The organism is Pseudomonas sp. DF5, from assembly GCF_058148225.1.
The window spans coordinates 83,814-105,490 of sequence record NZ_JBYVYM010000024.1; the positions used below are offsets into that span (position 1 = coordinate 83,814).

The window sequence follows — 21,677 nt, forward strand, 5'->3', positions numbered from 1 at the left end:
TTGTAGAGACTGTTGCATTGCTATCGCGGGCAAGCCCGCTCCCACAGTAATCAGCGGCGATCACAAATTCTGCGAACGCCACAAAACCTGTGGGAGCGGGCTTGCCCGCGATGCAGGCGACGCGATTTACGAGTTCATACACAAGAACTGCATCCGCTCGATATACGCCTGAATCTCACGCGCCGCGGCCTCCCGGTTTTCAAACGGCCCCTCCAACGTGCGTTCCCGCGTGGTGAAATACAGCTCTCCATTGACACGACACAACCGGTCACAGCGAAAGTGCGTGGCGGGGGCGTTGTCCTGGGCGCGCATGCCGTACATGGCGATCTCCTGCGGATGACGGTTTCAATGAGCTTATGCATGAACTAGTTGCGACGCCTGGCGAGCTGATCGACGGCATCCCGTCAATGTCATGGTGCGACCTGCACAGTTTCATTCGCGGCCCGAGGGCAACTGTCCCTGTGTCGCGCTCCGGTCTAAGCCTAGAATGAGCGTTCTTGCCAATGGGCTTCGGGGGCAGCATGCATATTTCATCGGGTCGCTGGGTGTACGGTTTATTCCTGGCCTTGCTGACCGCGTTGTTGTGGGGAATTCTGCCAATCAAACTCAAGCAAGTGCTGCTGGTGATGGACCCGGTAACGGTGACCTGGTTTCGCCTGATGGTGTCCGGCGGGTGCCTGTTCATATATCTGGCGGCGACCAGACGCTTGCCGAGTCGCAAAGTCCTCGGCCCGCGCGGTGGCTGGTTGGTGTTGATGGCGGTACTCGGACTGGTCGGCAACTACGTGCTGTACCTGATGGGCCTGAACCTGCTCAGCGCCGGCACCGCACAACTGGTGGTGCAGATGGGCCCGATCATGTTGCTGATCGCCAGTCTGTTCGTGTTCAAGGAGCGTTTCAGTGTGGGGCAGGGGATTGGCCTGTTGGTGCTGCTGATCGGCTTTGCGCTGTTCTTCAATCAGCGCTTGGGCGAGTTGCTCACTTCCCTGACCGATTACACCGCAGGTGTGTTGATGGTGCTGTTGGCGTCGACGGTCTGGACCTTCTATGCCTTGGGCCAGAAGCAGCTGCTCACGGTGTGGAATTCGTTGCAGGTGATGATGGTGATTTACCTGTTCTGCGCGCTGTTGCTGACGCCATGGGTGCATCCGCTGGAAGCACTGCAGCTGAGCCCGCTGCAAGGCTGGCTGCTGCTGGCGTGCTGCTTGAACACCCTGATCGCTTATGGCGCCTTTGCCGAAGCACTGGCTCATTGGGAAGCGTCGCGAGTTAGCGCAACACTGGCGATCACACCGCTGGTGACGTTTGCCGCGGTGGCCGTGGCGGCCTGGCTATGGCCTGATTTTGTGCAGGCCGAGACGATCAACGGTCTGGGTTATGGCGGGGCAGTGCTGGTGGTGCTCGGGTCGGCGCTGGTGGCGTTGGGGCCATCATTGATCGCCGGGCTCAGGGCACGGCGGGTGCGGATGGCAGCCAGTTAGACCGCGTTATCGTTCATCGCGGGCAAGCCACGCTCCCACAGGTTTTGGGTCGCTCACGGGTGTTGTGATTGACACAAATCCTGTGGGAGCGTGGCTTGCCCGCGATGACTGACTGTCGGGCGCTAGAGAACTCAGCCCTTGGCCCCTGCCTCCAGCATATTCTCCGGCCGCACCCACGCATCGAACTCTTCGTTGGTCAGATACCCCAACTGCAACGCCGCCTCGCGCAGCGTCAGCCCCTCGCTGTAGGCCTTCTTGGCAATCTCGGCTGATTTGTCGTAGCCGATGTGCGGGTTCAGCGCCGTCACCAGCATCAAGCCTCGCTCCAGATGCTCGGCCATTTTCTCGGCATCCGGTTCCAGGCCAGCGATGCAATGCTGCTGGAAGTTGCTGCAGCCGTCGCCCAGCAAGCGGATCGATTGCAGCAGGTTATGGATGATCACCGGTTTGAACACGTTCAATTGCAGGTGCCCCTGACTGGCGGCAAAGCCGATGGCGACGTCGTTGCCCAACACCTGACAGGCCAGCATCGACAGGGCTTCGCATTGAGTCGGGTTGACCTTGCCGGGCATGATCGAGCTGCCCGGCTCGTTGGCTGGCAGTTTCACCTCGGCAAACCCGGCTCGCGGTCCGGAGCCCAGCACGCGCAGGTCGTTGGCGATTTTCATCAGGGTCACGGCGAGGGTTTTCAGGGCGCCGGACAGCGTGGTCAGTGGCTCATGGCCAGCCAGTGCGGCGAATTTGTTCGGCGCAGTGACGAACGGCAGGCCGGAGAGGGCGGCCAGTTCGGCGGCGATCGCTTCGCCAAAACCGTGGGGCGAGTTCAACCCGGTGCCGACCGCGGTGCCGCCCTGGGCCAGTTCACAGACCGCCGGCAACGCGCTGCGGATCGCCCGCTCGGCGTAATCCAGTTGTGCGATGAACGCCGAGAGTTCCTGACCGAAGGTAATCGGCGTGGCGTCCATCATGTGGGTACGACCGGTCTTGACCAGCTTCATGTGCCGTGCGGACAGTTCCGCCAAGCCGCCGGACAACTCAGCGATCGCCGGCAGCAATTGCTGATGCACCGCCTGGACCGTCGCGATGTGCATGGCCGTAGGGAAGCAGTCGTTGGAACTCTGGGAGCGGTTGACGTGATCGTTGGGATGCACTGGCGCCTTGCCGCCACGCGGGTTGCCGGCCAGTTCGTTGGCGCGACCGGCGATCACCTCGTTGACGTTCATGTTGCTCTGGGTGCCGCTGCCGGTCTGCCAGACCACCAGTGGGAACTGGTCGTCGTGGTCGCCGTCGAGCACTTCGTCGGCCGCTTGCTCGATCAGGCGGGCGATGTCGGCGGGCAGGTCGCCATTACGATCATTGACGCGTGCCGCGGCCTTCTTGATCAGGGCCAGGGCATGTAACACGGCCAGCGGCATGCGTTCGTTGCCGATGGCAAAATTAATCAGCGAGCGTTGCGTCTGAGCGCCCCAGTAAGCGTCATCCGGGACTTCCACCGGTCCCAGGCTGTCGGTTTCGATACGGCTCATCATGCACACTCCTGTAGGTCTGATAGCGCAGTTTAGGCTGTGATCGCCGGTTGTGGTTCCATCAGTCTGGAATTTGACCGTTCAACCCCTCTAAATCAGTCGCGACAAGGCTTGGGGTTGAGCGACACACTTTTTTAGGCGCAGAATGGTCGCCCTTGGGGTTATACCTCGCCTGCTAGAAAAGGAAACTCGATGACTCGTCTTCGTGCCATCTGTACCGCGGTTGCACTGGTTTGCGCCAGCGGCCAGGTTTTTGCCGATACCGCCAGCCACAACGCCAGTGCCGAAGCTTTCCTGACCCTGGCGCACGCTGACAAATTGGGCACTCCGGTGTACATGCAAGTGCAGCAAATGTTCGCTCAGCGCTTTGAACAGACCAAAGCACCTGAAGCGAAAAAAGCCGTTCTGGAAACTTATCAAGCCAAGGCCAACGCAGCGCTGGATGCAGCCATTGGCTGGAACAAGCTGAAACCGGACATGGTCAAGCTCTACACCACCAACTTCAGCGAATCCGAGCTCAAGGATCTGGTGGCGTTCTACCAGTCGCCATTGGGCAAGAAAGTTCTGGAAAAAATGCCGCAGCTGACTCAGCAATCGGCCCAGATGACCCAAGCCAAGCTGGAAAGCGCGGTGCCTGTGGTCAACAAACTGCTGGCTGACATGACTAACGAGCTGGATCCTAAAGCCGGCGCCGCTGCTCCTGCAGCCAAGAAAAAGCCTTAAGCGGAGCCGGGTATGACCATGCAACAACGCATCGAATCGACACTGGGGCTGCTACAGCCCGAGCACCTGCAAGTGCTGGATGAAAGCCACATGCACAGCCGTGGGTTGCAGACCCACTTCAAGGCGGTGGTGGTCAGCCGGCAGTTCGAAGGGCTCAATCGCGTCAAGCGTCACCAGAAGGTGTACGGCACTTTGGGCGAACTGATGGGCGAGTTCCATGCGTTGGCGCTGCATACCTACACGCCGGAGGAATGGGCACAGGTCGACGCGGCTCCGGCCTCGCCGACCTGTGCTGGCGGCAGCAAGCATTAACCCTTGGTTTTTTGCTAGAATCCGCAACGCGCCGCTCACCCGGCGCGTTTTTTTTTCGCATCCGGTTCACCCCTTACGAGGGTAGCCACCTGGAGAATTACCCATGACACAACAGATTGTCGTGGCGGCACTGTATAAGTTCGTCACCCTGGAAAATTACGTTGATCTGCGCGAGCCACTGCTGCAAGCGATGATCGACAACGGCATCAAAGGCACGCTGCTGATCGCCGAAGAAGGCATCAACGGCACCGTGTCCGGCAGCCGCGAAGGCATTGACGGGCTGATGGCCTGGCTCAAGAACGACCCGCGCATGGACGACATCGACCACAAAGAGTCGTACTGCGACGAACAGCCGTTCTATCGCACCAAAGTCAAACTCAAGAAAGAAATCGTCACCCTGGGCGTTGAGGGCGTGGACCCGAACAAAAAGGTCGGCACCTATGTGGATCCGCAGAACTGGAACGCGCTGATCAGCGATCCGGAAGTGTTGTTGATCGACACCCGCAACGACTACGAAGTCTCGATTGGCACCTTCGAAGGCGCCATCGATCCGAAGACCACCAGTTTTCGCGAATTCCCCGATTACATCAAAGCCAACTTCGACCCGGCCGTGCACAAGAAAGTCGCGATGTTCTGCACCGGCGGCATTCGCTGCGAGAAGGCGTCGAGCTACATGCTCAGTCAGGGTTTCGACGAGGTCTATCACCTCAAGGGCGGCATCCTGAAGTACCTCGAAGAGGTGCCGCAGGAAGAAACCAAATGGCAGGGCGACTGCTTCGTGTTCGATAACCGCGTGACCGTTCGTCACGATCTCAGCGAAGGCGACTACGATCAATGTCATGCCTGTCGTACGCCCGTCAGCGTTGAAGACCGCGCATCCGAGCACTATGTGGCCGGCATCAGTTGCCCGCATTGCTGGGATAAGCTGAGCGAGAAAACCCGTCGCAGTGCCATCGACCGGCAGAAGCAGATCGAACTGGCCAAGGCGCGCAACATGCCGCACCCGATCGGTTACAACTACAAGCAATCCGCTTCCGAGGCTTGAACCATGTCTGCACGCCTGCTCTATGTGATGGATCCGATGTGTTCCTGGTGCTGGGGCTTCGCTCCGGTGGCCAAAGCGCTGGTTGAGCAGGCGCAGGCGGCGGGTGTGGAGTTGCATCTGGTGGTGGGTGGTTTGCGCACCGGCAGTGGCGCGGCGCTGGAACCGACCACCCGGCGCTACATTCTTGAGCACTGGCAGGCGGTTCACGAGGCCACCGGCCAGCCGTTCAAATTTGAAGGCGCGTTGCCCGACGGGTTTGTCTACGACACCGAGCCTGCCTGTCGGGCGCTGGTGACTGCGCGCAGCCTGGCGCCGGATTGCGCCTGGACACTGCTCGGGCTGATCCAGCATGCGTTCTATGCTGAAGGTCGCGACGTCACCCGTGCCAGCGTGTTGGTGGAGCTGGCGGAGCAGGCTGGTTTGCCGCGCATCGAGTTTGCCGCAGCGTTCGATCGTGCCGATCAGCACGCTGCGACTGCCGCCGATTTCACTTGGGTCCAGGACTTGGGCATTGCCGGTTTCCCGACCTTGCTGGCAGAGCGCAATGGTCAATTGGCGCTGCTGACCAATGGCTATCAGCCCCTGAGCGAGTTGTCACCGTTGCTCGGCCGCTGGCTGGAGCGCGCTGCCTGTGCATGATCTGCCCGATGATGCAGTGGCTCCCAAACGTGTCGATCGGCTGAGCTGGGCGGAAATCCGTCGCCTGGCCTTGCACCATAAAAAATCCCTGTGGATCGCCAACGGCGTAGCGGTATTGGCAACGCTGTGCAGCGTGCCGATCCCGTTGCTGTTGCCGTTGCTGGTGGATGAAGTGCTGCTGGGCCATGGTGACGTTGCGCTGAAAGTCATGAACCACGCGCTGCCCGACGTCTGGCAGAAAGCCGCGGGTTACATCGGTCTGATGCTGTTGGTGACCCTGGCGTTGCGCTGTGCTGCGTTGTTGTTCAACGTGGTGCAGGCGAAATTGTTTGCGGCGCTGGCCAAAGACATCGTGTACCGGATTCGGATGCGGTTGATCGAACGGCTCAAGCGCATCTCGCTGGGCGAATACGAAAGCCTGGGCAGTGGCACGGTGACCACGCACCTGGTCACCGACCTGGACACGCTGGACAAATTCGTCGGCGAAACCCTCAGTCGTTTCCTCGTGGCGATGCTGACACTGGTGGGCACCGCATCGATCCTGATGTGGATGCACTGGAAACTCGCTCTGCTGATTCTGCTGTTCAACCCGTTGGTGATCTACGCCACGGTGCAGTTGGGCAAGCGGGTCAAACATCTGAAGAAGCTCGAGAACGACAGCACCTCACGCTTCACCCAAGCCTTGACCGAAACCCTGGACGCCATCCAGGAAGTGCGTGCCGGTAATCGTCAGGGTTTTTTCCTCGGACGGTTGGGGCAGCGAGCGCGGGAAGTGCGCGATTACGCGGTGAGCTCGCAGTGGAAAACCGATGCATCGAACCGGGCCAGCGGTTTGCTGTTCCAGTTCGGCATCGATATTTTCCGCGCCGCGGCCATGCTCACCGTGCTGTTTTCCGACCTGTCCATCGGCCAGATGCTGGCGGTGTTCAGCTACCTGTGGTTCATGATCGGTCCGGTGGAACAACTGCTCAATCTGCAGTACGCCTTTTACGCCGCCGGTGGTGCGCTGTCGCGGATCAACGAGTTGCTGGCCCGTGCCGACGAGCCGCAATACACCGGCAGCGTCGACCCGTTTCAGGGGCGCGACACGGTGGGCATCGAAGTTCAGGGACTGAGTTTCGGCTACGGCGACGAGTTGGTGCTGAACCAAATGAACCTGTCGATTGCCCCCGGTGAAAAAGTCGCGATTGTCGGCGCCAGCGGTGGAGGCAAAAGTACTCTGGTGCAGTTGCTGCTGGGCTTGTACACGCCGCTGGCCGGGACTATCCGTTTCGGTGGTTCGACTCAGCAAGAAATCGGCCTGGAAACCGTGCGCGAAAATGTCGCCGTGGTCCTGCAACATCCCGCCCTGTTCAACGACACCGTGCGCGCCAACCTGACCATGGGCCGCGAACGCAGTGACGAGGCCTGCTGGCAGGCACTGGAAATTGCTCAGTTGCAACACACGGTGCGTGAACTGCCCAATGGCCTGGACAGTATCGTCGGGCGATCCGGCGTGCGTTTATCCGGCGGGCAGCGTCAACGCCTGGCGATTGCCCGAATGGTGTTGGCCGAGCCCAAAGTGGTGATCCTCGACGAAGCCACGTCCGCACTGGACGCGGCCACTGAGTACAACCTGCACCAGGCGCTGGCGCGGTTCTTGAGCCACCGCACCACGTTGATCATTGCGCACCGATTGTCGGCCGTGAAGCAGGCCGATCGAGTGTTGGTGTTCGATGGCGGGCAGGTTGCCGAGGATGGCGACCATCAGCAGTTGATTGCCGATGGTGGTTTGTACGCCAAGCTGTATGGGCATTTGCAGCAGCACTAAATTAGTGCCACAGAACGCTCAGGGCATTTTCCCCGCCGTCGTAAGCAAATTGCTTCATCACTACCGAGCACGAGTCACAAGGCGGCATGGTGGTGGCAACGTCGACTGATTTGATCGATTGGGGATCGGAGTATTTCTCGCGGATTACACCAATCAGCTTGCTCTCGCTGTCCAGTGAGGTCGGTGCACTGGTCAATGGCGGTGTATAGGTGTCGATGTTTTTTATGGTGTGCGGCACGGCCAGCAGTTTGCCCTCGGGTGTCACGCTCAGAGACATGCCGGGGAGTGGCGGATTGAGATCAATATTGAAGTACGTCGTTTCTCCGACTTTCACATGATCTGCCCCCAGGTATTGCTTGAACAATGGCAGATGTCCGGTTGTCCCCTGTGCACCTGAAACGCTCACGTAAACCTCTCGCTTTCCCGCCGCGGTGGTGACTTCGGCGTACGCGATGTTTCTCGGGTTGTGAGTGCGCTGGCTTCGAGGGATCAGGTTCTGGAGCTTTTGCATCGCGCTGTCGATCCGCAGGGCGCTGTCGACATTCTTCGGTTTGAAGGTCGGTTCAAGAAATAACGTATTGAAAATTTCCATCGTCCTCTGGCGGAGCACTTCCGGTGCCTCCTTGCTGCGTGACCAGTTTTTCGCACCGTCTGGCAGTCGGGTGACAATCATTCGGGTCGAGTGGTCGAACAGCACCGCTTCTCCCGGACTGGTATCGACCTTGAGCAGCTTGAGCGTATCGGGAGGGTTCACGTGGCCGCCAATCGGAATGGCAATTTCCTCCATGGTTTTCAACGCACGCTCCACCGCTTCCGTGCCGTAAATTCTTGCCATGTTGTTGGCATTCAACGATCCGGTGTAGACCTTCAGCAATTCTGCTTTGAGATCTTCCGGCAATGTGGAGGCTTTCTTGAAATTGAGCGTGTCTCTTATGCTTTGACCTTGTGCCAGTTCGGCGATGTAAAAAGCTCCAGCATCCAGCCGGGTGAACACATAGTGCTTCGAACCGTCCATGGCCGGGATGATGGTGGCGCCGGCCTCGAAGGTATCAAATTGATTCTGGGGCCCGTAGGGAATACTCACCTTGATCCTTCCACAAATCCCTTTTTGGAACTCCATCGTAGCCGGGAGCCGGTTTTTACTCTTCAGGGTTTTAAGCAGCATCGCCCTGTCCTCAGTAGCCGGTGTATAGATACTGTCTCCGAACCATGGCGCCCAACCTTTGTATTCGTCGAAACTGCCGACGGGCGGCGTCGGTGCCGGATCACGGGTGACGAATGTGGTGGTGCATACATCGGCACCCGGGCTACGTCGTACCCGACAAGGCAAGGATTTGAACATCGCCCGATCATCAATCAAGTCGGCACGCCGCAGTTGGTTGCCGTCCAGACGATAGGGAATGTCATCAACGAACAGCGTAGTTCGACCATCGACCTCAAGTACTTCACGGACATGGGCGTCTTTCGGGAGTTCTACCAGGGCGTGGGATTCGGTAGGAGATAACGTTTTGAAGGTTGACCGGCCCTGTATGAGGTTTTTGCTGTGATTGTGCAGGCGGGGGCCGTAGGGCAGGGACGTTACCGGGTCGACGGGGTGGAATCGGGTCAGGTCCGATGGGCTGGTATTGCGCACAAGTACATCATCGACACCGTCGACCGTTGCCAGTCGATCATTGTTTGTCAGCGGCTTCCAGCGCCCCGGATCGGTTGTCTGGGGAAGGTTGTGCACCAGTCGGTAGCTGTCGGCGTGTCCAGTCAGTTTCCTGAACCCGCTAACACCAACGCGTCCCGCCATGTGCAGTCCTTTCCAGGCACCGCTTCCCATTGACTTGAGCAGTGTCGGGACCCCGTCCAGCGGATTGAGGTTGCTCAGGGAAGCGGTCAGGAGTTTTCGGCTCAACGCTGAAAAGGAAGGCAGACTTGCTTTGACAGTCATTCGCGAGGCAGTTGCCCCGGCCCTGATCAACCGCACCGAACCCGACATGAATTTCCCGACAGGGGTGAGGAATGAAGCCAGGTCCAGCACGAGTCCGGCCACGCCTATGAGTATCTGGCCAACTTTGCCCGACAAAATGTCCTCGATGCTGCCCCAGAAGGGCACGAACCCTTTGGCTACTTCCATGGCCATATTGATCCGTTGTTCGCTTCTGATCCTGAGGGTGTCGAATGCCGTCATGCCCCGGGCCTGGGTATGCAACTGCCGTTCATCGACATACAGAAAGTTTGATGCGATGTAGTGAGCCACTGCATGCAACCGGGAGGATGCCGGCGCTCTGACTTCGCTATCGCTAACGGTTGTGATTGGCGATATGGCTGCGGGCACGTCACCTACCACGCCGAGGATCGCTATGCAGTAGGCCCGGTCAGCAGGCGGTTTGCCATCCAGGTGAGCGGCCCAATCGAGAAGCAGAACAGTGCTGATTTCAGCAGTATATGTTTGTCCGGGGATCGAGGCGTGCAACGCAAACGTGGTGCGAACTCCGTTGACTGTTGAAACTCTCAGGTGGGGTCGACAACGAATGACGCCAGCACTCGGGATCAGTTCGTAATAGGTAACTTCATGATTGTGGGTCACTTGTAGAACGAAACCCTTTCTTGGCCGGATGTCTCCCCTTGCCTTGATGTGTTTTTCGTCCAGGTGCAGGCCAAGCAAGCGGACGTCACCCCATTCAAGGGCCTGGCGGTCGGCCAGTGGCAGTGAGGTCAGTAGGCTGGTAATCAGGGTCTGATAGGCCGTCCTGATTTTCGAGAGGTAGTTTGTGAAGTCTGTTTCAAACTGCGTGTTGATATCAGGCAATGTCTTGCCTTCGTATCTGCTGAAGACACGCCTATCTTTCCCCTCATGATCCTTGCGAAATAATTCCTCATGACGCAGGGTTCGCTTGTCGTCAATCTTGATCCAGTGACTGGTTCGTGTTTTCCCGTCGGGTCGGGTTACAAACCATTTTCCCTTGTCATCGAATTGGCCGTCAGCATAGACATCCAGAAATGCATAGCCTGGCAGCTTCAATGAGGGAGTGTCTCTAGGGCCACCGCTCGGTGGATCATCCCTCAGCAACTTGCGTCCGTCCGATTCGAACATTGAACCGCCAAACAGATCATCCTTTACCCGTTTGGCCATCTTCAGTCTTTCAGGGGGCGGCAAATCCAGTGTCATAACGGCGTTGTTCAGGCTCTCGCTGTGGCTTTCCAGCGCCGCGATAGCTTGTTTCATATCGTCCTCGTCGTAATCGGATTTTCTTCGCGATTGAACGATGCCGCAGCAGACTGCCCATTCCAGCGCCGGCCCCATCCTCAGTCGAGTCATCTGCTCAAGTTGCTCGGGCGAGGCGTCGGCGCTCCGGGCCAGGGGCAAGTCGACGAGTTGTTGAAAGGACAGCGGTTGCAATCGATCAAGGCCAAGTTCATCTGCCAGCAGCACGCCGTGCATGAAGTTCACCCACACCACCGAACTTTTGTAAGGAAGGTCGGACGGGATATCGCGCACAGCGAAATCCTTTGAGAGGCGGGTCTCGAACACCCGCGCGAGAAAGGCCGCCTCTTTTGCATTAGTCACCCGGTTGGTGCGCCGCAAGTGCAGTTCAAAATCGCTGCGCAGGGCCTGGTAGCTTTTGCCCCAGTGAGCCGTGTCTTGCCAGCGGAATCCGGCGACTTCCTGAGGTTCATCCGCTGACGGGGCTTGCGAGTAAAGGCATATGGCTTTGCATACCAGCTGATGGCGCACTGACGCCGAAGTTTGTTCGCCAAGGCCTGCGCCATACCACCTGAGCATCCTGAGCAGCCTGTCCCCCAGCTCTTTTGCTTCGACTGTGTTCAGTATTCGCTGGAGGAATACGGACGGCGTCGCTCGCAGTTGATCCATGGAGGCGGAAGCCAGTACAGAGGCGCCGAGATGAACGATTAACGAACGCTTGCCGTTCAGGAAAGCTTTCACGATGTCGGTGATTTGAGCATCGATGCGTTTTGCCTTGTAAGTGTCGATGGTCGTGTGTTGCGCGAGGTTGGGGACCGCGCGTTGTATAGCCTTGAATCCTCGTCGATCCTGGGCGGTGGTGCGCAGGCTGAAGTTTTCGATATCCGGGCCATCGTCGAGTCCCAGAGCCTGTCTGGCGCGAAATTCTTCGTCTGCCGATGACAGGGCCGGTTGATCAGGTGAAGGTGAAGACGTCTCTGTCATGTTGCACTCCTTTGAAAGGGGGGCCCGTAACGGATAGGGGGAGCCCGAAGTGCCCAGTAAACAGATCTCCAAACTGGCCTTGGCGGTATATATCTATATGGGGCGCACGTGTACGGCATAGAGGTCGATCCTCTGCTTGCCGGTTTCGAGAACGCACCCTAGTCTAGCTGTAGCGATCACGTTGGATGATGATCTGGCAGTGCTAAAACAAGGGACCTCATGAATCAAGCGCGGACTCTCGGAACGCCACGGCTGTTAGGCATCGTCTGGCCATTTATCGCCGTTGTGTTGTTCCAGGCACTGTTGGGCGGCGTCAGTCTTTACGTTCTTTCAGCAGTTCGTGGCTACGTCGGCGGTGAAAGCCTGTGGTCCAAGGGCCAGAAAGACGCCATCTATTACCTCAATCTCTACGCCGACAGTCGCGACGAGACGATTTTTCTCAAATACCAGAACGCCATTGCCGTGCCGCAGGGCGGCCATGAGTTGCGTATGGCGCTGGATCATCAGCCACCGAATATAGAGGCCGCGCGCCTCGGAATTCTCAAGGGTGGCAATCACCCGGACGACGTTCCCAGCCTGATTTGGCTGTACCTCAATTTCCGGCACTTCAGTTACCTTGAAAAAGCCATCGAGCTCTGGACGATCGGTGATGCGTATCTGGTAAGGCTCGATGACGTCGCGCGGGAAATGCATCAGGGTATCGTCGAGAACCAGGCTACCGATGCCGACATCAAGCGCTGGAAGATGCAGATTCTAGCCATCAATGATGGCGTAACGCCCCCCGCCAAAGCGTTCAGCGATGCCTTGGGAGAGGGCTCGCGCATGATTCTCCGGCTGCTGCTGGCGACGAACCTCGCCACTGCGCTGGGGCTGATCGTGCTGGCCTTGCTGCGTACCCATAAGCTGCTCAAGCAGCGCCACGCCTTCGCCGATGCCTTGCAGTTGGAGAAGGACCGGGCGCAGATCACGCTGCAATCGATTGGCGACGGGGTGATCACCACTGACGTCGAGGGCGCGATTGCCTACATGAACCCGGCCGCCGAGGCCTTGACTCACTGGAAGGCCGAGCAGGCGACAGGATTGCCCTTGGCGGCGCTGTTCAATCTGCTGGACGAGAATGCTCAGGCCGACGGTTTCACTTTGATCGAGCATATTTTGAGCGGCCAGCTCGGCGGCGGCAGCGAACATTCCAAACTGATCCAGCGACTGGACGGCAGCACGGTTTCGGTCACCCTGGTCGGTGCGCCAATCCGCAATGCGGGCAAGGTCAGTGGCACCGTGCTGGTGCTGCATGACATGACCCAGGAGCGGCAGTACATCGCCAATCTGTCCTGGCAGGCAACTCATGACGCCTTGACCGGGCTGGCCAACCGCCGCGAATTCGAATATCGCCTGGAACAGGCTCTGCATGGTCTGATGCGACAAGCGGGGCGTCACGCCTTGATGTTCCTCGATCTGGATCAATTCAAACTGGTCAACGACACCTGCGGTCATGCTGCCGGCGATGAGTTGTTGCGGCATATTTGTGCGTTGCTGCAGTCAGGTTTGCGCGAAGGCGACACCCTGGCCCGGTTGGGTGGCGACGAGTTCGGCATTCTATTGGAAAACTGTGCGCCGGAAGCGGCCGAAAAAATCGCCGAAGTCCTGCGCCAGACTGTGCAGAACCTGCATTTTGTCTGGAAAGGCCGGCCCTTCGTGACCACGGTGAGTATTGGCCTGGTGTATGTCACTCAGAGTCCGGCCACCCTCGAAGCTTCACTGCGCGCCGCTGATATGGCCTGTTACATGGCCAAAGAAAAGGGCCGCAACCGGGTTCAGGTCTATCACGCCGACGACTCGGAACTGTCCGTGCGTTTTGGCGAGATGGCTTGGGTGCAGCGTCTGCACATGGCACTGGAGGAAGACCGCTTTTGCCTGTACTCCCAGGAAATCGCGCCTCTGGGCTCTGGCGAGCGGGACGGCGGACATATCGAAATCCTGCTGCGCCTGCATGACGAAGCCGGGCGCATGATTCTGCCGGACAGTTTCATTCCAGCCGCCGAGCGTTATGGTTTGATGACGTCGCTTGACCGCTGGGTGGTGGAGAACGTTTTCAAAGTCATTGCCCAGGCCATCGCCCAAGAGAGCGAAAGGCCGCTGGCCATGTGTGCGATAAATCTGTCAGGTATTACTATCGGAGATGAGGCGTTTCTGGACTTCCTTCGTGAACAGTTTGTTGCATATTCAATTCCACCTGAAATGATTTGTTTTGAAATTACAGAGACCAGCGCGATTTCCAATTTGCCTAGCGCAATTAGATTTATTAATGAACTCAAAGGCTTAGGTTGTCACTTTTCATTAGATGACTTCTGCGCCGGTATGTCCTCATTCGCTTACCTGAAACATTTACCTGTAGACTTCCTGAAGATCGATGGGAGTTTCGTAAAGGATATGCTGGACGACCCGATTAACCGCGCCATGGTCGAAGTGATCAATCACATCGGCCATGTCATGGGTAAGCGCACGATTGCCGAGTTCGTTGAAACACCTCAGATCGAGCAGGCATTGCTGGAGATCGGGGTGGATTACGCTCAAGGGTATGTGATTGAACGCCCGCATCTGTTTACCTGCGACAGTTTACAAAGTCGTCCTGCCAGCCTCCGGCCTTTGTTATTCAAGGCGCCCGGCACGTTCCGTTGAAATCTCTTGTCGATCTTCAAATCACAATCAAAAGGAGCGCGACAGTGATCGACACATTCAACAGAACCGGCCCCCTCATGGAAGCTGCAAGTTACCCCGCCTGGGCTCAGCAATTGATTCAGGATTGCAGCGAGAGCAAGCGCCGGGTTGTCCAACACGAACTGTATCAGCGTATGCGCGATAACAAGCTCAGCGCAAAAACCATGCGTCAGTACCTTATTGGTGGCTGGCCGGTGGTCGAACAGTTTGCCTTATACATGGCACAGAACCTGGCCAAGACGCGTTTTGCGCGCCACCCTGGCGAAGACATGGCGCGTCGATGGCTGATGCGCAATATTCGTGTCGAACTGAACCATGCCGATTACTGGGTGCACTGGAGCCGTGCTCACGGTATCAGCCTGGAAGATCTGCAGGCGCAACAGGTGGCCCCTGAGCTTCATGCCTTGAGCCACTGGTGCTGGCACACCAGTTCATCGGACTCGCTGATCGTGGCCATCGCCGCTACCAACTACGCCATCGAGGGCGCGACCGGGGAGTGGTCGGCACTGGTCTGCTCCAATGGTGTCTACGCGGCCTCATTCCCCGAGGAGGATCGCAAGCGCGCCATGAAGTGGCTGAAGATGCATGCCCAGTACGACGATGCCCATCCTTGGGAAGCGCTGGAAATCATCTGCACCCTGGCGGGGCTGAACCCGAGCAAATCCCTGCAAATGGAATTGCGCCAGGCGGTCTGCAAAAGTTACGACTACATGTACCTGTTCCTGGAGCGATGCATGCAGTTGGAACTGGCAGCAAAAGCCCCGGTAGTCCGTGAGCGGATGGCGTTGGCCGAAGGCTGATCCTCGGCAAACAATACAAAATAAATGTGGAGGGGCTTGCTCGCGAAAGCGGTCTGACATTCAGCATCTCTGTTGGATGTTAAGCCGTCTTTGCGAGCAAGCCCGCTCCCACATGGGGCATGCAGTGTTGCTGAAACTTCAGCCAGCCATCGCCAACCGGTTGCGCCCCTCGCGCTTGGCCACATACAGCGCACTGTCGGCTCGTCGCAACAGGCTCTCGGCAGACTCGCCGGGCAGCAGGGTCGAGCAACCCAGGCTGACCGTCAGCTCGATGGCCTTGCCTTCGGCCACATAGTCCTGAGCCTGCGCAGCGAACCGCAGTCGTTCGCCGACCATGGCCGCGGCTTCCCGGCTGGTGTTGGACAGCAGGATCATGAACTCTTCGCCACCAAACCGGAACACCATGTCCACGTTACGCAATTGGCTTTTGATCGAGGCTGCGACGGCCTTGAGCACATCATCGCCGGCGCTGTGCCCGTAGGTGTCATTGATCTGTTTGAAGTGATCGATGTCCAGCATCAGCAGCGACAGGGGCTGTGAGTGTCGGCGCGACATCTCGATTTCCCGTTGCAGCGTCTGATCCATGGCGATGCGGTTGCCCGTGTCGGTCAGCGGGTCACGCAAGGCGCTTTGGGTGGCGGCACGGTAGAGCAGGGCATTGCGCATCGGGTACAGAAGCGCTGATAGCAGCGACTCCAGATGGCCTTGCTCTTCATCGCTGAAACGCTGATTGCGACGGAACACCAGTTCACCCAATTGCTCGCCTTCATGACTGAGGCTGTAGCTGATCGAATGATGACCCCGCTGGCCGAACAGCAGGCGCAGGTCGCTGGGCTGATGCTCATAATTCAAGGCATCCAGCGGCACAAGACGCTGAATTTCACGGAAGAAAAGTCCGAGAATGCGTTGCGGCTCAAGACTGGTTTGCAGTTGCAGCCCAAGCTCCTGTCGCAACTGCGCAAGACTGACGGGCCGCTCCAGAAGGGGAGACTGCTGACCAAAGCCCAGGCGTTGCAATTTGGCACTGTCGAAGTCAATTGCGTTGGTCTGGGAAGGCGATTTCATATGGCGTGAGCCCCTAAACAGTAAGACTGTCTTACAGGCTGGGTGAGAGCGGCTTTGGGCTGCGCGTCATACTGGTCCATCAGTCCCGTAGGACATTTGGCACGAGTTTAGTCCGCTTTGCCGAAGATTAGTAACCTCTCGGCTCAAGCTCTGCCCCGTCTGCTTTCACACGGCGTGTCTGAGCAAATTTAGAGCGAAAGTCGTGCCATTCAGTTCAGTCGGCTAAAAAGCGTTATAAATCAACAAGGTTTTGGAGGTTGCGAAAGATGGTGTCGGGGATGTTGGCATTTATTTGACTTGAAACAGCCGCAGTTATCACCGGCTATGCGTGCCGCGACGGGAAGTCGTCGCGGCACAAAAGCGACGCACGGGCATTACTGAGCGTTGAACGCCTGGCCATTGATGCCGGTGCTGTCCGGACCCATCAGGTAAAGATAGACCGGCATGATCTCCTCGGGCGTCGGGTTGTTCAGCGGATTTTCCCCAGGGTAGGCCTGAGCACGCATGCTGGTGCGGGTAGCGCCGGGGTTGATGCTGTTGGAGCGCACGGGGGCCACGGTGTCTACTTCGTCGGCCAGGGTTTGCATCAGGCCTTCGGTGGCGAACTTGGACACGCCGTAAGCGCCCCAATACGCACGCCCCTTGCGACCGACGCTGCTGGAGGTGAACACCACCGAGGCGTCCTGCGACAGCTTGAGCAGCGGCAGCAGGGTGCTGGTGAGCATGAACATGGCGTTGACGTTGACTTGCATGACGCGCATGAAATTCTCGCCAGACAACTGCTCGATCGGTGTGCGTGGGCCGATGATCGACGCATTGTGCAGCAAGCCGTCGAGATGACCGAATTCGGTTTCGATCATGGCCGCCAGTTCATCGTATTGATGGGGCAGGGCGGTTTCCAGGTTGAACGGGATCACCACCGGTTGTGGGTGCCCAGCCGCTTCGATTTCGTCGTAGACCTGCGTCAGATTGGCTTCGGTCTTGCCCAGCAGCAACACGGTGGCGCCATGCGCGGCGTAGGTTTTCGCGGCGGCAGCACCGATGCCTCGGCCAGCGCCGGTGACCAGGATGACCCGGTCCTTGAGCAATTCAGGACGGGCGGAATAATCAAACATAAAAAAACCTCAACACAATTCAACAGGCAGGCATCGTATTTGTGGCGAGGGAGCTTGCTCCCGCTCGGCTGCGAAGCAGTCGTAAACCTGCAAATGCGACATACCTGACACTGCGCGATAATAAAAGGGGCCGCTTCGCAGCCCAGCGGGAGCAAGCTCCCTCGCCACAAAAGCCTCTGTAATCAGCAACTGCACAAAGCGCTATCCAGCACCAGACGCAACTCCAGTGGATGATCGACCACCACATCCGCCCCCCAATGCCGCGGGTTATCCTCCGGATGAATATAGCCGTAGGTCACGGCGGCTGTTCTGGTGCCGGCATCGCGGCCGGATTCGATATCGCGCAGGTCATCGCCGACAAACAGCACGCTGGCCGGATCGAGGTCGAGCATCTTGCATGCCAGGATCAACGGCTCAGGGTCCGGTTTGCTGTTCTTCACGTGATCCGGGCAGATCAGCAGCGCCGAACGCTCGGCCAGCCCCAATTGCTGCATGATCGGCTCGGCGAAGCGCAGCGGCTTGTTGGTGACCACGCCCCAGACCAGGTTGGCCTTCTCGATGTCGGCCAGCAATTCGCCCATGCCGTCGAAGAGCTTGCTGTGCACCGCACAACCTTTGACATAGCGCTCCAGAAATTCCAGGCGCAGCTCCTCGAAGCCCGGCGATTCCGGGTCCATCGAGAAAGTCACTGCGACCATCGCCCTGGCGCCGCCGGAGATCTCGTCACGGATGTGCTTGTCGTTCATCGGCGGCAAGCCGCGCTCAGCACGCATCGCCTGGCAGATGGCGATGAAGTCCGGCGCGGTGTCGAGCAGGGTGCCGTCCATGTCGAAGAGAACTGCTCTGATACGCATCGGCTTACTCCTCGCGCAGGGTCTGGATCATGTAGTTGACGTCGACATCGGATGCCAGTTTGTAATGCTTGGTCAGCGGGTTGTAGGTCAGGCCGATGATGTCCTTGACGGTCAGGCCGGCCATGCGACTCCAGGCACCGAGCTCGGAAGGGCGGATGAATTTCTTGAAGTCGTGAGTGCCTCGCGGCAGCAGCTTCATGATGTATTCGGCGCCGACGATGGCGAACAGATAGGCCTTCGGGTTGCGGTTGATGGTGGAGAAGAACACCTGGCCGCCAGGCTTGACCATGCGGAAGCAGGCGCGGATCACCGAGGACGGATCCGGAACGTGTTCGAGCATTTCCAGGCAGGTGACTACGTCGAACTGCTCAGGCATTTCTTCGGCCAGCGCTTCGGCGGTGATTTGGCGGTATTCGACGTTTACGCCGGATTCCAGCTGATGCAATTGCGCGACCGCCAGCGGCGCTTCGCCCATGTCGATGCCCATCACGGTGGCGCCGCGCTGGGCCATGGCTTCGCTGAGGATGCCGCCGCCGCAACCGACGTCGAGGACTTTCTTGCCGGCCAGATTGACGCGCTCGTCGATCCAGTTGACCCGCAGGGGGTTGATGTCGTGCAGCGGTTTGAACTCGCTTTCGCGGTCCCACCAGCGATGGGCCAGGGCTTCGAATTTGGCGATTTCGGCGTGGTCGACGTTGCTCATGGTGTCAGTCCTCTAAAACTTGAAAAATTCTGTTGCCCCGGTTTTGGTCCAGGGTGCTTACGATTCGGTGTGGCCGCTGATGCGCCTGCCCCAGGCCTTGGCGGTGGCGCACAGTTGCGCTTCATCCAGGCGGGTCAGGCGGCGGTCGTCGAGCAGTTGCTTGCCGGCGACCCAAAGGTGTTTCACGCAGTCGCGGCCAGTGGCATATATAAGTTGCGAAACCGGGTCGTAGACCGGTTGCTGTGCCAGGCCCGACAGGTCGAATGCGACGATGTCCGCCGCCTTGCCGATTTCCAGCGAGCCGGTTTGCGCTTCGATTCCCAACGCGCGGGCGCCATTGAGCGTGGCCATGCGCAGGGCGCGATGGGCGTCCAGCGCGGTGGCCGAGCCGGCGACAGCCTTGGCCAGCAATGCGGCGGTGCGGGTCTCGCCGAGCAGGTCCAGGTCATTATTGCTGGCCGCGCCATCGGTACCGATCGCCACATTGACTCCGGCCTGCCACAAACGCTCGACCGGGCAGAAGCCGCTGGCCAACTTCAGGTTCGACTCCGGGCAATGAATCACATTGGTGTTACTTTCTACCAGCAGCGCCAGGTCTTCATCGCTGATCTGGGTCATGTGAACGGCCTGGAAGCGCGGCCCGAGCAGGCCGAGGCGGCCGAGGCGGGCTAGCGGGCGTTCGCCGCGCTGCTCCACCGACTGCTGCACTTCGAAGGCGGTTTCGTGGACATGCATGTGAATCGAGGCGTCCAGTTCTTCGGCGATCACCCGGATTTTTTCCAGGTTTTCGTCGCCCACGGTGTACGGGGCATGGGGGCCGAAGGTGACTTTGATCCGTTCGTGATGCTTGAGATCGCCGAATAATTCGACGCCCTGACGAATGGCTTCATCCGCCGTGCTGGCGCCTGGAATCGGGAAATCGAGGATCGGAATGGCGATCTGGGCGCGAATGCCGCTGTTATGTACGCGTTCGCTGGCGACCTTCGGGAAGAAATACATGTCAGAGAAGCAGGTGATGCCGCCTTTGATCTGCTCGGCGATGGCCAGGTCCGTGCCGTCGCGTACGAAAGCTTCGTCGACCCATTTGGCTTCGGCCGGCCAGATGTGGTTTTCCAGCCAGGTCATCAGCGGCAGATCGTCGGCCAAACCACGGAACAGCGTCATCGCCGCATGGCCGTGGGCATTGATCAGGCCAGGGCTGAGCAGCATGCCCGGCAATTCGCGCACGTCGGTTGCGTTAAGCTTCAAGGCTGCTGCGCGTGGGCCGATAAACACGATACGACCGTCGCGGATACCCAGGGCATGCTCTTTAAGGACCACGCCAGCCGGTTCGACGGGTACCAGCCAGGTCGGCAGCAATAATAGGTCGAGCGCAGCGGTGGGGGTCGGCATCGAGAGTCGGTTCCAGTGCTTTTGTAAAGGATGGCGAAGTATACCCGAGCGTCTTCGCGGGGGGATCGCTATAATCGGCGGCTTTTGTTCATGAGTGCGGGGTGTGGGATGCGCGATCGACTGTTGGCTGCGGAGAAGGTGAAGGCCATCGATTGGCGTGATGGCGCACTGTACCTGCTGGATCAGCGTATTTTGCCGTTCGAGGAAACCTGGATCGCCTACACCAGCGCTGCGGGTGTGGCCGAAGCCATTCGCTCGATGGTGGTGCGCGGTGCGCCGGCCATTGGCATCAGCGCCGCCTATGGCGTGGTGCTGGCGGCCCGTACCCGTTTTGCCGAAGGCGGTGACTGGCAGGCGGCGCTGGAAGAGGATTTCGCGCTGCTGGCCGACTCCCGTCCGACCGCGGTCAATCTGTTCTGGGCCTTGGGTCGCATGCGTGAGCGGCTTGAGCGCCTGAGGGAGCACGCCGATCCGCTGTCGGTGCTGGAAGCCGAAGCCATCTCTATCCATGAAAGTGATCGCGAAGCCAACCTGACCATGGCCCAGTTGGGCGTCGACCTGATCCGTAAACACCAGGGCAACGCCCAGGCGATCCTTACGCATTGCAACACCGGTGCACTGGCCACCGGTGGTTTCGGCACGGCGCTGGGGGTGATTCGCGGGGCGTTCATTGAAGGTATGGTCGAACGTGTCTACGCCGACGAAACCCGGCCATGGCTGCAAGGTTCACGATTGACCGCGTGGGAATTGGCCAATGAAGGCATTCCGGTGACCCTCAATGTCGACTCTGCCGCTGCACACATAATGAAAACCAAGGGTGTGACCTGGGTGATCGTCGGCGCCGACCGGATTACCGCCAATGGCGATGTGGCGAACAAGATCGGCACCTACCAGTTGGCGGTCAACGCCATGCACCACGGGGTGCGCTTCATGGTGGTGGCGCCGAGTTCGACCATCGACATGAACCTGGCCAGTGGCGACGAGATTCCTATCGAAGAACGTGATGGCCGCGAGTTGCTGGAAGTTGGCGGCAAGCGGGTGGGGGCAGATGTGGAAGCGTTCAACCCGGTTTTCGACGTGACCCCGGCCGACCTGATCGATGCGATCGTCACCGAAAAAGGCATCGTCGAGCGCCCGGACACTGCGAAAATGGCCCAATTGATGTGCCGCAAGCGTCTGCATTAAATCATTCAGGCTGTACGAAATCGGTGTTTACAAGTGAAAAATACGGTTGAATGCCGGTTGATCACGCCTCTAAGCCCCTCTCGTCTCCTTCAAGCCTGTCACCGGTCAACTAACTATGCTCCATGCGCATCT

General features: G+C 58.7%; 17 protein-coding genes. 9 read left to right on the forward strand and 8 right to left on the reverse strand.

What is annotated here, in order from left to right:
• Positions 1 to 126 precede the first annotated feature (126 nt).
• The gene (locus AC30D7_RS21210; RefSeq protein ID WP_490135368.1) at positions 127 to 321 is read right to left on the reverse strand and encodes a DUF6316 family protein; all 195 of its coding nucleotides are present in this window, start codon (positions 319 to 321) and stop codon (positions 127 to 129) included.
• Between the two features lie 200 nt (positions 322 to 521).
• Between AC30D7_RS21210 and AC30D7_RS21215 the strand changes: the two genes are divergently transcribed.
• Positions 522 to 1,481, forward strand: a complete 960-nt coding sequence (locus AC30D7_RS21215; RefSeq protein WP_490135369.1) for a DMT family transporter — start codon at positions 522 to 524, stop codon at positions 1,479 to 1,481.
• A 131-nt stretch (positions 1,482 to 1,612) separates the two neighbouring features.
• On the opposite strand, the gene AC30D7_RS21220 is transcribed toward AC30D7_RS21215, so the two are convergent.
• On the reverse strand, positions 1,613 to 3,007 hold the full coding sequence (locus AC30D7_RS21220) for a class II fumarate hydratase (protein ID WP_490135370.1): 1,395 nt from the start codon (positions 3,005 to 3,007) through the stop codon (positions 1,613 to 1,615).
• A gap of 192 nt (positions 3,008 to 3,199) precedes the next feature.
• Here AC30D7_RS21220 and AC30D7_RS21225 point away from each other — a divergent pair, with 192 nt between their 5' ends.
• From AC30D7_RS21225 to AC30D7_RS21245, 5 genes are all read left to right on the forward strand, one after another.
• Positions 3,200 to 3,730, forward strand: a complete 531-nt coding sequence (locus AC30D7_RS21225) for a DUF2059 domain-containing protein (protein WP_490135371.1) — start codon at positions 3,200 to 3,202, stop codon at positions 3,728 to 3,730.
• A gap of 12 nt (positions 3,731 to 3,742) precedes the next feature.
• Positions 3,743 to 4,042 carry a BolA family protein gene (locus AC30D7_RS21230; protein WP_490135372.1) on the forward strand — a complete coding sequence of 100 codons (300 nt, stop codon included), beginning with the start codon at positions 3,743 to 3,745 and terminating at the stop codon, positions 4,040 to 4,042.
• A gap of 103 nt (positions 4,043 to 4,145) precedes the next feature.
• Positions 4,146 to 5,087: an oxygen-dependent tRNA uridine(34) hydroxylase TrhO gene (gene trhO, locus AC30D7_RS21235; RefSeq protein WP_018929865.1), complete on the forward strand. Its 942-nt coding sequence runs from the start codon at positions 4,146 to 4,148 to the stop codon at positions 5,085 to 5,087.
• Positions 5,088 to 5,123: 36 nt separating this feature from the next.
• On the forward strand, positions 5,124 to 5,726 hold the full coding sequence (locus AC30D7_RS21240; protein ID WP_172901241.1) for a DsbA family protein: 603 nt from the start codon (positions 5,124 to 5,126) through the stop codon (positions 5,724 to 5,726).
• Positions 5,719 to 7,536 (forward strand): ABC transporter ATP-binding protein, encoded by a 1,818-nt coding sequence (locus tag AC30D7_RS21245; RefSeq protein WP_490135373.1) that lies wholly within the window; start codon positions 5,719 to 5,721, stop codon positions 7,534 to 7,536. Before AC30D7_RS21240 ends, AC30D7_RS21245 begins: the two co-directional genes overlap by 8 nt.
• 1 nt (position 7,537) lies before the next feature.
• Here the strand turns inward: AC30D7_RS21245 and AC30D7_RS21250 are convergent, their stop codons facing one another.
• On the reverse strand, positions 7,538 to 11,713 hold the full coding sequence (locus tag AC30D7_RS21250; protein ID WP_490135374.1) for a hypothetical protein: 4,176 nt from the start codon (positions 11,711 to 11,713) through the stop codon (positions 7,538 to 7,540).
• A gap of 219 nt (positions 11,714 to 11,932) precedes the next feature.
• Here AC30D7_RS21250 and AC30D7_RS21255 point away from each other — a divergent pair, with 219 nt between their 5' ends.
• Positions 11,933 to 14,392, forward strand: a complete 2,460-nt coding sequence (locus AC30D7_RS21255; protein WP_490135375.1) for an EAL domain-containing protein — start codon at positions 11,933 to 11,935, stop codon at positions 14,390 to 14,392.
• A 77-nt stretch (positions 14,393 to 14,469) separates the two neighbouring features.
• Positions 14,470 to 15,231: an iron-containing redox enzyme family protein gene (locus AC30D7_RS21260; RefSeq protein WP_490135376.1), complete on the forward strand. Its 762-nt coding sequence runs from the start codon at positions 14,470 to 14,472 to the stop codon at positions 15,229 to 15,231.
• A gap of 138 nt (positions 15,232 to 15,369) precedes the next feature.
• Here AC30D7_RS21260 and AC30D7_RS21265 read toward each other — a convergent pair whose 3' ends face one another.
• The 5 genes from AC30D7_RS21265 to AC30D7_RS21285 form a co-directional block, all read right to left on the reverse strand.
• Entirely contained in the window at positions 15,370 to 16,296 is a 927-nt protein-coding gene (locus tag AC30D7_RS21265) for a GGDEF domain-containing protein (protein ID WP_490135377.1), read from the reverse strand.
• 374 nt (positions 16,297 to 16,670) lie between these two features.
• Positions 16,671 to 17,411, reverse strand: a complete 741-nt coding sequence (locus AC30D7_RS21270) for a YciK family oxidoreductase (RefSeq protein ID WP_490135378.1) — start codon at positions 17,409 to 17,411, stop codon at positions 16,671 to 16,673.
• A 182-nt stretch (positions 17,412 to 17,593) separates the two neighbouring features.
• Positions 17,594 to 18,265, reverse strand: coding sequence for an N-acetylmuramic acid 6-phosphate phosphatase MupP (gene mupP / locus AC30D7_RS21275; RefSeq protein ID WP_490135379.1), 672 nt, complete (start codon positions 18,263 to 18,265; stop codon positions 17,594 to 17,596).
• Between the two features lie 4 nt (positions 18,266 to 18,269).
• Positions 18,270 to 18,968: a bifunctional 2-polyprenyl-6-hydroxyphenol methylase/3-demethylubiquinol 3-O-methyltransferase UbiG gene (gene ubiG, locus AC30D7_RS21280; RefSeq protein WP_018929858.1), complete on the reverse strand. Its 699-nt coding sequence runs from the start codon at positions 18,966 to 18,968 to the stop codon at positions 18,270 to 18,272.
• A gap of 57 nt (positions 18,969 to 19,025) precedes the next feature.
• Positions 19,026 to 20,360, reverse strand: a complete 1,335-nt coding sequence (locus tag AC30D7_RS21285; protein ID WP_490135380.1) for a TRZ/ATZ family hydrolase — start codon at positions 20,358 to 20,360, stop codon at positions 19,026 to 19,028.
• A 108-nt stretch (positions 20,361 to 20,468) separates the two neighbouring features.
• Between AC30D7_RS21285 and mtnA the strand changes: the two genes are divergently transcribed.
• Positions 20,469 to 21,545, forward strand: a complete 1,077-nt coding sequence (gene mtnA, locus AC30D7_RS21290) for an S-methyl-5-thioribose-1-phosphate isomerase (protein WP_490135381.1) — start codon at positions 20,469 to 20,471, stop codon at positions 21,543 to 21,545.
• The last annotated feature ends 132 nt before the right edge of the window (positions 21,546 to 21,677 follow it).